Source organism: Sphingomonas sp. IC-56 (assembly GCF_021043375.1).
Taxonomy (GTDB): domain Bacteria; phylum Pseudomonadota; class Alphaproteobacteria; order Sphingomonadales; family Sphingomonadaceae; genus Sphingomonas.
On the sequence record NZ_JAJNDV010000003.1, the window covers coordinates 48602 to 61266 of the forward strand.

Below are 12665 nucleotides of genomic sequence, written 5' to 3' on the forward strand. Positions count from 1 at the left end.
CGGCATATTCCTCTCGAATCGTGTAGGAGTATCCAATGGACGCCCAATTCGGCGGACGTATCTTTGATCCGGCGAACGCACATCCGGCAGGCGACGCGTCGGCTCCGCGTACGTCGCTGAAGCCGATCGGTGCGGTGCTGGAAGTGGGTGGATCCTCCAGCCGGGTCCTACTCGACCCTGCCGAGCTGGACCTGCTTGCCGACAGCAGCGACGTCGCAGTCGCGCATGCCGGCCAGATGGGCAGCCAGGTCAAGATGCGGGTCGGCTCGGCATGGCTGGTCGCCAATATCCGCTCCATGCGGCTGGACGGTGGCGATCGCATCGTCGCCGACATCGATTTCCTTGGCGAGGGCGATGAAGAGCGGCTGACAGGCAGGCTGTACAAGTTTCGCCGCGGCGTCACGCGCTATCCGACGCCCGGCTGCCCGATCTTCCCGGTGTCCACGCTTGATCTGAAGCAGATCTACGCCGCCGAAGACCGTGCCCATATCGAAGTCGGCAATGTTTATCCCACCAAGGACATTCGCGCGGCCCTGTATGTCGATTCGATGCTGGGCAAGCATTTCGCGCTTCTCGGCTCGACCGGCACTGGCAAGTCCACCGCCGCGGCGCTGATCCTCCACCGCATCTGCGAACTTGCGCCCCAGGGCCACGTCCTGATGATCGATCCGCACGGCGAATATGGCAACGCATTCAGGACGACCGGCGCGCTGTTCGACGTGTCGAACCTCCAAATGCCGTATTGGCTGATGAACTTCGAGGAGCATTGCGAGGTCTTCCTGACCACGCAGGGCGCCGACCGCCAGGTCGACGCAGACATCCTTGCCAAGTGCCTGTTGCTGGCCAAGGGCAAGAACCGGCTCGCCGGCGAGATCGGCAAGCTGACCGTCGACGCACCGATCCCCTATCTCCTGTCCGACCTGACCCAGATCCTCCAGCTGGAGATGGGTAAGATGGACAAGGCCACCGACACCGCGCCTTATCTGCGCCTGCGCAGCAAGATCGACGAGATCAAGGCGGATCCGCGATACGCGTTCATGTTCTCCGGCATGCTGGTGGCGGATTCGATGGCCGCCTTCCTGGCGCGCATCTTCCGCCTGCCTGGAGGCGGCAAGCCGATCTCGATCATCGACGTCTCGGGCGTTCCAAGCGAGATCACCTCGGTGGTGGTCGCGGTGCTCAGCCGCATGGTGTTCGACTTCGCGATCTGGTCGCGCGGCGAAAGCAAGCGGCCGGTGCTGCTGGTTTGCGAGGAAGCGCACCGCTATGTGCCCAACGAGCGCAATGCCGATGGCTCCTCGGTCGGTCGCATTCTAAGCCGCATCGCCAAGGAAGGCCGTAAGTATGGCGTGTCGCTCGGCCTGATCACCCAGCGTCCGTCCGATCTGGCCGAAGGCGTGCTCTCCCAATGTGGCACCATCCTGTCGATGCGCCTGAATAACGAGCGTGACCAGGCCTTTGTCCGCGCGGCGATGCCTGAAGGCGCACGCGGTTTCCTCGACTCCATCCCCGCCCTGCGCAACCGCGAGTGCATCGCGGTGGGCGAAGGCGTGGCGACGCCGATCCGCCTGCTGTTCGATTCCCTCGAGGAAACCAAGCGACCGGCGTCCGAAGACCCGCTCTTCTCGCAGCTATGGCACGAAACCGGCGGCGAGGACCAGATGCTCGAACGCACCATCCGCCGCTGGCGCTCGCAAGGAAAGTAAGCCGAGACTCCCTCTCCCGTTTACGGGAGCATCGGGTCGAGCATGCTCCCAGCATGTTCTAAACAGCGCGGGGCGCTGTTTACCCGATGCTGGCGGAGCGAAAGTTCGGCGCCACGAACTCTCAATCAGCGACTGGTAAGCACCAGCAACTGGCCCCTCTGGCCAGCAACCTGAACGATCCTCAGTCCTCGTCCCTCTGCGCGCCATGCCCGATCGGCACCGCGAGCAACTGGTTCAGCTTTGCCTTGAACGCGCCCAGATCCTCGCCGCTCAATTGGCGCATCGAGTTGAACGACACCGAGCGCGGGTTCACCGCCGCGCCATTCTTGTACATCTCGTAGTGGAGGTGCGGTCCCGTCGACAATCCGGTGTTGCCCACCGCGCCGATCTGCTGCCCCTTGCGTACATGCTGGCCGCTGCGCACCAGGATGCGGCTCAAATGGCCATAGCCGGTGCCGAAGCCGTTGCCGTGGTTGAGCTTGATGAAATTGCCGTAGCCCGAGCTGCGCCCGGCGATCTGCACCGTGCCGTCGCTCGCGGCGAACACCGGGGCGCCCCAGGGTGCGGCGATGTCGACGCCGCGGTGCATGCGGACATAGCCCAGGATCGGGTGCCGCCGCATCCCGAAGGCCGAGGAGAAGCGGCCGGGCGCCGGCATCGCCATGGTGCCGGTGCTGGTGCCGCGGCCCAGCCCATCTAGCCACTCGGTCTTGCCGCCGCTCTGCCAGGGCAGCAGCTGCACCTTCTTCGAACAACCCGACAAGCCGGCAAACATCAGGCTGCCCAGCTGCACTTCGCCGGTTTCGGCGCGCGCCTGGCCGACGACCATGTCGAACTTGCAGCCCGAGTCGAGTCCGGAAACCGGCACGCGGCTGGCCAGCGTCTTGATATAGGCTTCCACTGCCTTGGCCGGCGCACCGGCGGCACGCGCTGAGCGGTACAGGCTGGAGCCGATTGCACCCTGGATGCGCAGCGGCGTGTGATCGATCGCGATCGGGATCTGCTTGAGCGCTAGCCCGCCGCCGTTGCGCGCAACCTCCAGCTTCAGGTCGAACTTGGCACGAAAAGCGAGCTTCTCCAGCGGTCGCGGCTGCGCCTTGTCGGGCCGACGGCCCAGCGTCATATCGAGCAAGGTACCCGGCTGAATTTCGCCCAGCGCCACTGCTTGCGTCACCAGCGCACCCACGCGCGCGGCATCGGCCTGGCCGACGCCCGAGCGCTGCAGCACGCCGAGCAGCGCGTCACCCGACGCAAGCTTGGCGGTGGATTCCAGAATCGGCCGCTCGGGCGTGTCGGCCAGCGGCGCAACCAGCCGGGTCGCGGCGACGCGGTAGCCGGTGGTGGCGCCCTGCCCCAGCGGCCGGATCGCCTGCGCGCGGGCGGCATCCCATTCCGCACCCTTCAACGGCGCGGGCACGGTACCATAGATCGGGTTCTCTAGTCCCGGCGCCAGCAGCCAGGTCAGCGTGCATAGCCCCAGGCACGTCGCGGCGCCACGAAACCAGGTCAGCGAACCGATGCGCGCGCCCAAGTCCGGAGCCAGATCGAAGTCGAAGGCCCGCGGCCGCAGCGCGATTGCCGTGCTCGGGCTTGCCGGCACGCTTCGGCGCGCCAGCACAGACGTGCCGCCGCCACCCAGATCCATTCCATGGTCGTTCCGTAGGAACAAGGCGTCACGCCCCCACTCGTTACGCTGTAGCCGCAACCCCCGGCCCAAGGCGAATCACTGTGGAGCAACGGGCTTAAAGTCAAATTAAGCAGCCGGGCTCCGATTCTCCGCTGCGGTGACCCGTTTCGGACCCGCGACGAAAGGCAATCACCACAACAATTCTGCGTAAAAGCTAGATGGTTAAGAAAAATGAACAATCAGGGGGTGTTGCTTAAGGGCTGACTCGGAACGATCTTGTGCAGGACATGAGCCAGTTCGCGCGTTCTCCCATCACGGCGGTGCTGGGCCCGACCAACACCGGCAAGACCCATCTCGCGGTGGAGCGGATGTGTGGCCATGCCAGCGGCATGATCGGCTTCCCGCTGCGGCTGCTCGCGCGTGAGGTGTATGACCGCGTGGTCAAGATGAAGGGCGTCGAGAATGTCGGCCTGATCACCGGCGAAGAGAAGATCCTGCCGCCCAAGGCGCGTTGGTTCCTGTGCACCGCTGAGTCGATGCCGCTGGAACGCGAAGTGGCGTTCGTTGCCCTGGACGAAGCGCAACTCGGCGCCGATCCCGAGCGCGGGCATGTCTTTACCGATCGCCTGCTGCGCGCGCGCGGCTTTGCTGAAACGATGATCCTGGGTTCCGAAAGCCTGAAGCCGATGCTCAAGGCGCTGGTCCCCGACGCTGAAGTGATCGGCCGCCCTCGCTTTTCGACGCTCAGCTATGCCGGCGCCAAGAAGCTTTCCCGCCTGCCCCGCCGCTCGGCCATTGTCGCGTTCAGTGCCGAGGAAGTCTATGCTGTCGCCGAAGCGCTCCGCCGCCTGCGTGGGGGCGCGGCGGTGGTCATGGGTGCGCTGTCCCCGCGGACCCGCAATGCCCAGGTGGCGATGTTCCAGGCCGGCGAAGTCGACTATCTTGTCGCCACCGACGCCATCGGCATGGGCCTCAACATGGACGTGGCGCATGTCGCCTTCGCCTCGCTCAACAAGTTCGACGGTCGCCGTCAGCGCCGCCTGACGGTCGCCGAGATGGCGCAGATTGCTGGCCGCGCGGGCCGTCACCAGCGCGACGGCACCTTTGGGGCCCTCAGCGAGGAAGGGCCCAGCGCCTTCACGCCCGAGGAAGTGCTCGCGATCGAGGGGCATCAGGTGCCCCGGCTCGAACATCTGTTCTGGCGTCAGGGCGAGCCCGACTATTCCAGCATCGACGCGCTGGTCGCCAGCCTGGAGGCCAGGCCCGAGGCCGAGGTGCTACGCGCGGCCCCACAGGCCGTAGATCTGGCCGTGCTCAAGCGCCTGGCCGAGGAAGACTGGGTCCGTGCCCGCGTCCGCTCGCCACGCATGGTCGCTCGCCTCTGGGCCGCCTGCGGCCTGCCGGACTTCCGCAAGCTGGGGGTCGATCCGCATGCCCGCTTCGTCGGCCGCGTCTTCGGTCATATCTCGGAAGGCAACGGCCATTTGCCGCACCAATGGTTCGCCGATGAGCTCCAGCGGCTCGACCATATGGGCGGCGATGTCGAAGTGCTCGCCGGCCGTATCGCCGCAGCGCGCAGCTGGGCCTATATCGCCCATCGGCCCGACTGGCTGCAGGATCCGATCCATTGGGCCGAGCGCACCCGCGCGGTCGAGGAGAAGCTGTCCGACGCGCTGCACGCCAGCCTGACGCAGCGTTTCGTCGACCGCCGCACCACCGTGCTGCTCCGCCAGATCGGCGCCGACGCCAGCGACCTGCCCGTCACCATCGGCCCGCAAGGCGAAGTGAGCGTCGAGGACCATCCGCTCGGCCAGCTCACCGGCTTCCGGTTCAGTGTAGCCTCCGACGCCCGAGCCACCGACAAGCGCATGCTCCTTGCGGCTGCCGAAAAACGGCTGGCTGGCGAATTCCGCAAGCGCGGAACGGCGCTGGCGGAGGCGGCGGACGCCGAACTCTCTCTTTCCCCCGTTCGTGCTGAGCTTGTCGAAGCACCGGCTTCCTCAACCAAGAGCGCTGAAGGGGAAAACGGCCCTTCGACAAGCTCGGGGCGAACGGTGTTTTGGGGCAATGTTCGGGTCGCCGAGCTAAAGCCTGGCGCCAGCATTGCCCGGTCCAAGATCGTCCTTGACCGTGCACTCGATGTCCTCGAGCCGCCCGTCCGTATCGCGGTGCAGGCGCGCCTCGAACAATGGTTTGCTGCCCAGCTCACCAGGCACCTGCCCGTGTTCGCCGCGCTCGACGCCATGCTGCGCGACGCCCAGGCAGGCGCCCCGCTCCGAGCGCTCGCCCATGCCTTGCTTGAGGCCGGCGCCTTGATGCCCCGCCGCGCCGCCGCCCACCTCGTCGAGGCGCTCGACGGCGACGCGCGCAAGCGGCTGCGAAAGATCGGCATTGCCATCGGCACGCTCGACCTGTTCGCCCCGGCCTTGCTCAAACCCGGGGCCGCACGCTGGCGCCGCGAGTTGATGGGTCTGGCCGAAGCGCCCCGAGACGGCGCCACGGTGCTCGCTCGCGGTGCCCCCGGCGCCGAATTGGTCCATGGCTTCCGCCCGCTGGGGCCGCAGGCGGTTCGGGTCGACCTGGTGGAGCGTATCGCCCGCGCAGCCCATGACAGCCGCCAGGGCCGCAAGCCCTTTGCACCCGATCCGGCACTCGCCACCTCGATCGGCGTCAAGCCCGAGACGCTCGCCCGGCTGATGGCCCAGCTCGGCTTCCGCACGGCCAAGGCGCCGGAAGGCGAAACCCCGCGCTGGATCTGGCAGGGACTCACGCCTGTCGCCAAGCCCAAGGCCCCGCCTAGCAACAATGCCTTTGCGGCGCTGGCATCGCTGCGGAATGGATAAGGCCGGCACCATGCGGGTGGACCGCTTCCTGTGGTTCGCGCGCCTGGCAAAGACGCGTAGCGCCGCGCAGGCGATCGCCGAAAAAGGCACGCTGCGCCTCGACGGGCGCCGTGTCGAGCGTTCGTCCGCGCCGGTTCGGATCGGTTCGGTCCTGGCCTTCCCGCTTTACGGCAAGATCCGCGTGGTCCGGATCGAGCAACTACCGGCCCGGCGCGGCCCTCCGGCGGAAGGGCGCGCCTGTTATCAGGAGCTTGCCACAGACGGCGTGCCGAACCTCTCGCCCAACCCTGAGAACGTGTCGCAGGATGCTGCATCTGTTGACGGAGCACACAGGCGCGCATAGCAGGGCCGCTTTCCAGACGTTCGCTTCAGAGGCCTGCACTCCCATGACCTATGTCGTCACCGACGCCTGCATCCGGTGCAAGTACATGGACTGCGTCGAAGTTTGTCCGGTCGACTGCTTCTATGAAGGCGAGAACATGCTCGTCATCAATCCGAATGAGTGCATCGATTGCGGCGTGTGCGAGCCCGAGTGCCCCGCCGAAGCGATCCTGCCGGATACCGAGAACGGCCTGGAGAAGTGGCTGGAGCTCAACCGCACCTATTCCGAGCAATGGCCCAACATCACCGTGAAGGGTGAAGCGCCGGCCGATGCCGACGCGATGAAGAACGAAACCGACAAGTTCGACAAGTATTTTTCGGCCGAGCCCGGCACCGGCTCCTAAGCCGGCGGTCACCGACTCCGAGCTGCTCCGCCCCCCGGAAAACCGCGCGTTTTCTGGCACGGGCGGCCATGTTTGACTGGTAATTTTATTACGAGCGTGTTAAAAGGGCCACGACGTAGGCGAAATCCGCCTCCGCCCGGAGAAGAATACTAGTCGCCCCGGAAACGCCTGCCCTCCGCCTAAGCGCGGGCGGCCGACACCGCAATAGTTCGGGGCCGGTTACACGAAAGGTTCCTCGCACATGGCTGCCAAGGCGCTGTCCTTCGATGTCGGCGATTATGTCGTTTACCCCAAGCACGGCGTTGGCCGTGTGGTTGAGCTGTTGAAGCAGGAAATTGCGGGCATGCAGCTCGAGCTGTATGTGCTGCGCTTCGAAAAAGAAAAAATGACGCTCCGCGTGCCGACCAACAAGGCCGAGAGCGTGGGGATGCGCAAGCTTTCGAGCGACAAGACGCTGCGCGAAGCGCTGGAAACGTTGAAGGGCAAGCCCAAGGTAAAGCGCACCATGTGGTCGCGCCGGGCCCAGGAATACGAAGCCAAGATCAATTCGGGCGACCTGGTGTCGATCGCCGAAGTGGTCCGCGATCTGTTCCGGGCCGACGACCAGCCCGAGCAGAGCTATTCGGAACGTCAGATCTTCGAAGGTGCGGCCTCGCGCCTCGCCCGTGAACTCGCGGCGATGGAAGAGACCGACGAGCCCGCTGCGCTCAACAAGATCCTGGACATCCTGCGCAAGTCCGCGGCGATCTGGAACAAGGACAAGGTCCCGGCCTGAGCCAGCGGATCTCGTGACCGGAAAAGAGGGCGGCCCGCAACGGCCGCCCTTTTCTTTGACCCACGCCTGGTGTATTGTGTTCTCAACACAGTTCCGGAGGAACCATGCGCCTGTTGTTGATCGCCGCGGTACTGCCGCTCGCAGCCTGCAACGCCAATGCCGATCGTGATGCGCGCCAGGCCGGCGCGGCGCAGGCCAACGGCAGCTCGCGCACCTTCACGGTCTCTGGCTTTGACAGCGTTGATCTGCGCGGCCCTGATAATGTCGATGTGAAGGTTGGACCGAACTTCGCCCTAACCGCCGAAGGCGATCCAGCTATTCTCGGCAAGCTCGACATCCAGGTCGTCAATGGCGACTTGCGCATCGGCCGTCAGACGGGCCACAACTGGTTCGGCAAGGACAAGGGAACGGTTCGTATCCATGTCATCGCGCCGCGAAGCAGCGACGCGACTATCGCCGGCGCAGGCTCATTGAACGTGGAGCGCGTCGAAGGCGATGTCGACGCTACCATCGCCGGCGCGGGCGATCTCGTGATCGGATCGGTGCGCGCAGACGACGCGGAGCTGTCGATCGCCGGCTCGGGCGACATGAAGGTTTCGGGCACCACCCGCCGCCTCAAGGCTTCGATCGCGGGATCAGGCAACATCGATGCGAGCGAACTGTCCGCCACCAGCGGTGAGATCTCAATTGCGGGCGCCGGCAGCGTGCGCGGACAGGTACGGGGCGATGCAACGATCGAGATCCTCGGCACGGGCGATGTCGAGCTGACCGGCGGCGCCCGCTGCAAGACAAGGACCCTCGGCCCTGGCGAGGCGCGCTGCAGCTAATCGCCTAACGATCGTGCGTAACGCCGCTGGGCGCCGTTGCGTGATGGCGCAGGTCTGAAAGGATTTGGTGACGAGCTGCTGCTAGCGCTCGCCCTATCTTAAAGGACCGGACCAGACATGGCGCTTGACGCCCCAACCCTGCTGACACTCACCATGACAATTGCCGCCGCAGTGGCCGTCTATCTCGCTTCGGAGTGGCGGCTGGTGCGGGATCGAGCGCTGCTTTACTGGTGCGCCGGCTTCGCCTCGATAACCATGGGATCGGGACTGTCGCTGCTTCGGGTGCTCGGCGCATCTTTCGTTGGCATCTGGGTCGCCAACGGGTTGCTGGTCTCGGCCCATCTGTTTTTCCTGTTTGGCGTCGCCAGTTTCGCAGGCGCGCGGCTGCCGCTGCGCTGGTGCGCGGTCGCGCTGCCCTGGGCCGCGTTGCTGCTGCTGCCGGATGGGCGCATGGCCACGCTCGCCTATGGCCTGCTCAATTCCGGGCTGGTTGCGGCGCTCTGCTTCCGAGCGGCCGAGCTGCTGCGCCCGCGCGACGGTGTGGTCGACGTTGCCAGCGAGCAGCTTCGCCTCGTCCTTCTCGGCCATGGCTTGTTCTATCTGGTCAAGACGATGCTGGTTTTCGCACCGGGTGCCTTTGTCGACCCCGCGGCGTTTCGCGGACTGCTGATCCCGGCCTCCTTGCTTGAGGGGGTGATGGTGGAGGTGCTGATCGCCCTTTCTATGACCGGCACGGTGCGCCGCCGCCGTGAAACCCAGATCGTGCAGCTTGCCGAGCGCGATCCGCTGACCGGTCTGTTCAACCGCCGCGCCTTCGATCAACGCGCTGCCGCGATGCTGGAGAGCACCAGTGCCCGCCGCCCCGCTGCGCTGCTGCTCATCGATGTCGACCGTTTCAAGCAGGTCAACGACCAGCACGGGCACGGCGCCGGCGATCGCCTGCTCGTCCTGCTCGGTGATATGCTACGAACGAGCGTGGCCGAGCATGCCCTGGCCGCGCGCTTGGGCGGCGATGAATTCGCCATCCTGCTCGGCGACACCGGCAGGGACGCAGCGGTAGCCGCCGCCGACACGCTGCGCAGCCGGTTCGCGGCAAAGACGGATATCGCGACACTCAGCATCGGTGCCGCGCTGGTGGATTGCCCCGCCACGATCAGCGACATGATCGACCGTGCGGACATCGCGCTTTACGCGGCAAAGCATGGCGGGCGCGATCGCTTGCACCTCACCCCTGCGGCCGCGCCGCAGAAGCTCCGCGCCGCGGCCTAGGCGGCCACCGGAAAGCGCAGCAACCGGTCTTCCAGCGCCACCAGCGCCTGCGCTCCCGTGCCCACTGCGCGCACGATCTCGGGATGATGGGCGTCTAGCCCACCAGTCAGCGCCCCAAACGCCGGCAGGATCAGCTTGGCTTGCGTCGCCACGAAGCAGCGCCGCGCAATCAGCCGCCCGCGCACATTGACGCGCAGCTTGGGGTGGAAATGCCCCGACATCTCGGGCCGCGCATCCCGCGGGTCGGCCTCGTGCCGCAGCACCAGCCCGTCTACCACTGCCTCGTCATGGATGGTGCCGCCGCAATGATCCACCAACGCCGCATCATGGTTGCCGGTGATCCAATGCCAGTCGAGCCGCCCGGTGAGCCCGGTCAGCACCGCCCGCGCCTGCGCCGGCAACCGCTCGCACCCGGCTGTATCGTGAAAGCTGTCGCCCAGGCACCACAGTTCGGCCGGGTTCACCCGCTCGACCAGCGCGCTCAGCGCGCTCAGCGTCGCCAGCGAATCATAGGGCGGCAGCATCTGCCCCTTGGTCGCGAACCAGCTGCCCTTCTCGAAATGCAGATCGGCGACCAGCAGCGCCCGCCGGGCCGGCCAGTACAGCGCGCCCTGCGCAAGCGCGCGAAACTCGTGGCCGGCGAACGAAAGGGGAACCATGGCCCCGCCTATCCGCCCCGCCGGCCTGTTCTGTCAAGCACTTAGGCGGGAACCGCCTCGCCAGCCTCCACCCGCTGCATCGCTCCCAGCTGCGCCAGGATCCGTACCCACGAGCGAATGCCCTTGTGGAAGCTCTTGAGGTCGTACTTCTCGTTGGGCGAGTGGATCTGGTCGTCGTTAAGCGCGAAGCCGACCATCACGCTGTCCATGCCCAGGATGGTCTTGATCGAATTGACCACCGGGATCGACCCGCCGCTCGCCAGCAGCGCGGACTTGCCCCATTCGGCGTCCAGCGCCGCGCGCGTCGCCGCCACCGGCGCGCTGTCGCTCGCCAAGCTGATCGCCCGCGATCCGCCGCGATCCTTGAACTCGGCGGTGCAGTCGGCGGGCAGCCGCGCGCGAACATGCGCCTGGAACGCCGCCCACACCTGGTCCGGGTCCTGATCGCCCACCAGTCGGAAGCTCAGCTTGGCATGCGCTTCGGCCGGAATGACGGTCTTGTAGCCTTCGCCGATATAACCGCCCCACATGCCGTTGATCTCGGCGGTCGGCCGCGCCCAGCTCTGCTCCAGCGCGCCATATCCCTTCTCGCCCGCTGGCTCGCTCAAGCCCACATCGCCCAGGAACTGCGCGGCATCGAAGCCCAGTGCGTCCCAGCTTGCCTGCACATCGGCACTGAGTTCGGGCACGCCGTCATAGAAGCCCTCCAGCGTGACGTGCCCATCAGCATCCTTCATCTCGGCGAGAATGGTAGAGAGCAGCTGCAACGGATTGCGCGCCGGCCCGCCATACAGCCCGGAGTGCAAGTCGCGGCTCGGCCCGCGCACCGTCACCTGGCCACCCGCCATGCCGCGCAGCCCGATGGTCAGCCCCGGCGTCTGCGTATCCCACATCGACGTGTCGCAGATCAGCGCGAAATCGGCCTTCAGCTCTTCCGCCGCGACATGCAGGAACGGCTCCAGGCTTTCCGAACCCGATTCCTCCTCCCCTTCGAACAGAATCGTTACGCGGCACGGCAGCTTGCCCGTGGTCTCCTTCCACGCGCGGCAAGCCTCGATAAAGGTGCGCAGCTGGCCCTTGTCGTCCGACGCGCCACGTCCGACGATCATCTTCGACCCGTCGGCACGCGTTTCCAGCGCGGGGTCGAACGGATCGCGCCGCCACAGCTCAATCGGGTCGACCGGCTGCACGTCATAATGGCCATAGAACAGCACATGCGGCCCATCACCGTCATGATGCGCCACCACCATCGGATGCCCCGGCGTCGGCGCCACCCGCGCGGCGAAGCCCAACCCGGTCAGTTCATCGGACAGCAGTTGCGCGGCCGTCTGGCAATGCGCGGCATAGGCAGGGTCGGTCGAGATCGACTGCACGCGCATCAGCGCGAACAGGCGGTCGAGCGACTCGTCGAGGTGATTGTCGACAAATTCGAGCGGCTTGGCGGTATCGGTCATGCGCCTCCGCTACGCCTCACGCGCTTGGGTAGCAAGCGAGGCCCTCGACACGGCTGAAGCTTTAGAAAAGCAGCTCCCCGGCGAAGGCCAGGGCCCAGCTTCGGGATGCTTTCGGCGGCATCCCGCCCGCGCGACAATGTGGCAGCTGGGCCCCGGCCTGCGCCGGGGAACAAGCTGGTACGGTTCAGGTCATCCTTTGGCCGCCGCCCTCACCGCCAGCCACCGCGCCCGCTCCTCCTGCGCATCCGCCAAGGCGCGATGCGCAGGCGCCACGCCCGCCTCACGCACCTCGCACAGCGCCACCAGGTTCGCCGCTTCCTCTTCCAGCCGATCTTCCGCAACCCGCCCCCGCAGCCCGGCCCGCGCGGTCTCCCGCAACGCCGCGTCGCTGTCCCGCAGCCTCAGGCTGTGCCGCGGCAGCCCAGCCGCACGCAGCAGCGTACTCAGCCACTTGCCGTCCCAGGAAGGCGCGCTTGCAAGCAGGTCGTGGCCGCTCAGCACTTCGATCATCCGCTGCGCGACCGCGTCATGCGGCGTACCCTCGCGCTCCAGTTCGATCCGCGGGATGTGGTGGATCGCTTCGGCCGCCGGATCCCAATCGGTCCAGTCCGGCGCCGGCCGGATCAGATGCGCCTCGGACGTTCCATCCTCGAACACCCAGCCAACCTCGATCGGATAGCTTTGCTTGGACAAGGACGACGCTTCGAAGTCGAGAAACACCAGCATATCGAGGGGAACGTGCAGGGAGCGATCGGGTGCCGCACCGATCCTCCCCGACAT

The 12665-nt window shown here is 66.3% G+C and carries 11 protein-coding genes; 7 read left to right on the top strand and 4 right to left on the bottom strand.

What is annotated here, in order from left to right; all coding sequences use genetic code 11:
* Window positions 1-35 precede the first annotated feature (35 nt).
* Window positions 36-1706, top strand: a complete 1671-nt coding sequence (locus LQ953_RS05115; RefSeq protein WP_231029605.1) for an ATP-binding protein — start codon at window positions 36-38, stop codon at window positions 1704-1706.
* Window positions 1707-1887: 181 nt separating this feature from the next.
* Here LQ953_RS05115 and LQ953_RS05120 read toward each other — a convergent pair whose 3' ends face one another.
* Window positions 1888-3351, bottom strand: a complete 1464-nt coding sequence (locus LQ953_RS05120) for a M23 family metallopeptidase (protein WP_231029606.1) — start codon at window positions 3349-3351, stop codon at window positions 1888-1890.
* A 269-nt stretch (window positions 3352-3620) separates the two neighbouring features.
* On the opposite strand from LQ953_RS05120, the gene LQ953_RS05125 reads away from it, so the two are divergent.
* From LQ953_RS05125 to LQ953_RS05150, 6 genes are all read left to right on the top strand, one after another.
* Window positions 3621-6176 carry a helicase-related protein gene (locus tag LQ953_RS05125; RefSeq protein WP_231029607.1) on the top strand — a complete coding sequence of 852 codons (2556 nt, stop codon included), beginning with the start codon at window positions 3621-3623 and terminating at the stop codon, window positions 6174-6176.
* Window positions 6177-6186: 10 nt separating this feature from the next.
* Window positions 6187-6519, top strand: coding sequence for an RNA-binding S4 domain-containing protein (locus tag LQ953_RS05130; RefSeq protein WP_231029608.1), 333 nt, complete (start codon window positions 6187-6189; stop codon window positions 6517-6519).
* 43 nt (window positions 6520-6562) lie between these two features.
* Entirely contained in the window at window positions 6563-6901 is a 339-nt protein-coding gene (fdxA, locus tag LQ953_RS05135) for a ferredoxin FdxA (RefSeq protein WP_231029609.1), read from the top strand.
* 241 nt (window positions 6902-7142) lie between these two features.
* A complete protein-coding gene (locus LQ953_RS05140; RefSeq protein ID WP_231029610.1) occupies window positions 7143-7676 on the top strand; it encodes a CarD family transcriptional regulator in 534 nt (177 codons plus the stop codon).
* A 104-nt stretch (window positions 7677-7780) separates the two neighbouring features.
* Complete coding sequence (locus LQ953_RS05145; protein ID WP_231029611.1) at window positions 7781-8503, top strand: head GIN domain-containing protein; 723 nt, start codon at window positions 7781-7783, stop codon at window positions 8501-8503.
* A gap of 117 nt (window positions 8504-8620) precedes the next feature.
* The gene (locus LQ953_RS05150) at window positions 8621-9772 is read left to right on the top strand and encodes a GGDEF domain-containing protein (protein ID WP_231029612.1); all 1152 of its coding nucleotides are present in this window, start codon (window positions 8621-8623) and stop codon (window positions 9770-9772) included.
* Here the strand turns inward: LQ953_RS05150 and pdeM are convergent.
* The 3 genes from pdeM to LQ953_RS05165 all read right to left on the bottom strand — a co-directional run bounded on the left by pdeM (window position 9769) and on the right by LQ953_RS05165 (window position 12665).
* The gene (gene pdeM / locus LQ953_RS05155; protein ID WP_231029613.1) at window positions 9769-10431 is read right to left on the bottom strand and encodes a ligase-associated DNA damage response endonuclease PdeM; all 663 of its coding nucleotides are present in this window, start codon (window positions 10429-10431) and stop codon (window positions 9769-9771) included. The two genes, LQ953_RS05150 and pdeM, sit on opposite strands and share 4 nt — an antisense overlap.
* Window positions 10432-10472: 41 nt before the next feature.
* On the bottom strand, window positions 10473-11885 hold the full coding sequence (locus LQ953_RS05160; protein ID WP_231029614.1) for a M20/M25/M40 family metallo-hydrolase: 1413 nt from the start codon (window positions 11883-11885) through the stop codon (window positions 10473-10475).
* 189 nt (window positions 11886-12074) lie between these two features.
* Window positions 12075-12665 carry a 3'-5' exonuclease gene (locus LQ953_RS05165; RefSeq protein ID WP_231029615.1) on the bottom strand — a complete coding sequence of 197 codons (591 nt, stop codon included), beginning with the start codon at window positions 12663-12665 and terminating at the stop codon, window positions 12075-12077.

What these genes read in the sequence shown, in the direction of transcription:
- LQ953_RS05115 (WP_231029605.1), top strand. Translation starts at nt 36, where the DNA reads ATGGACGCCCAATTCGGCGGACGTATCTTTGATCCGGCGAACGCACAT.
- LQ953_RS05120 (WP_231029606.1), bottom strand. Translation starts at nt 3,351, where the DNA reads ATGGATCTGGGTGGCGGCGGCACGTCTGTGCTGGCGCGCCGAAGCGTG.
- LQ953_RS05125 (WP_231029607.1), top strand. Translation starts at nt 3,621, where the DNA reads ATGAGCCAGTTCGCGCGTTCTCCCATCACGGCGGTGCTGGGCCCGACC.
- LQ953_RS05130 (WP_231029608.1), top strand. Translation starts at nt 6,187, where the DNA reads ATGCGGGTGGACCGCTTCCTGTGGTTCGCGCGCCTGGCAAAGACGCGT.
- fdxA (WP_231029609.1), top strand. Translation starts at nt 6,563, where the DNA reads ATGACCTATGTCGTCACCGACGCCTGCATCCGGTGCAAGTACATGGAC.
- LQ953_RS05140 (WP_231029610.1), top strand. Translation starts at nt 7,143, where the DNA reads ATGGCTGCCAAGGCGCTGTCCTTCGATGTCGGCGATTATGTCGTTTAC.
- LQ953_RS05145 (WP_231029611.1), top strand. Translation starts at nt 7,781, where the DNA reads ATGCGCCTGTTGTTGATCGCCGCGGTACTGCCGCTCGCAGCCTGCAAC.
- LQ953_RS05150 (WP_231029612.1), top strand. Translation starts at nt 8,621, where the DNA reads ATGGCGCTTGACGCCCCAACCCTGCTGACACTCACCATGACAATTGCC.
- pdeM (WP_231029613.1), bottom strand. Translation starts at nt 10,431, where the DNA reads ATGGTTCCCCTTTCGTTCGCCGGCCACGAGTTTCGCGCGCTTGCGCAG.
- LQ953_RS05160 (WP_231029614.1), bottom strand. Translation starts at nt 11,885, where the DNA reads ATGACCGATACCGCCAAGCCGCTCGAATTTGTCGACAATCACCTCGAC.
- LQ953_RS05165 (WP_231029615.1), bottom strand. Translation starts at nt 12,665, where the DNA reads ATGTCGGGGAGGATCGGTGCGGCACCCGATCGCTCCCTGCACGTTCCC.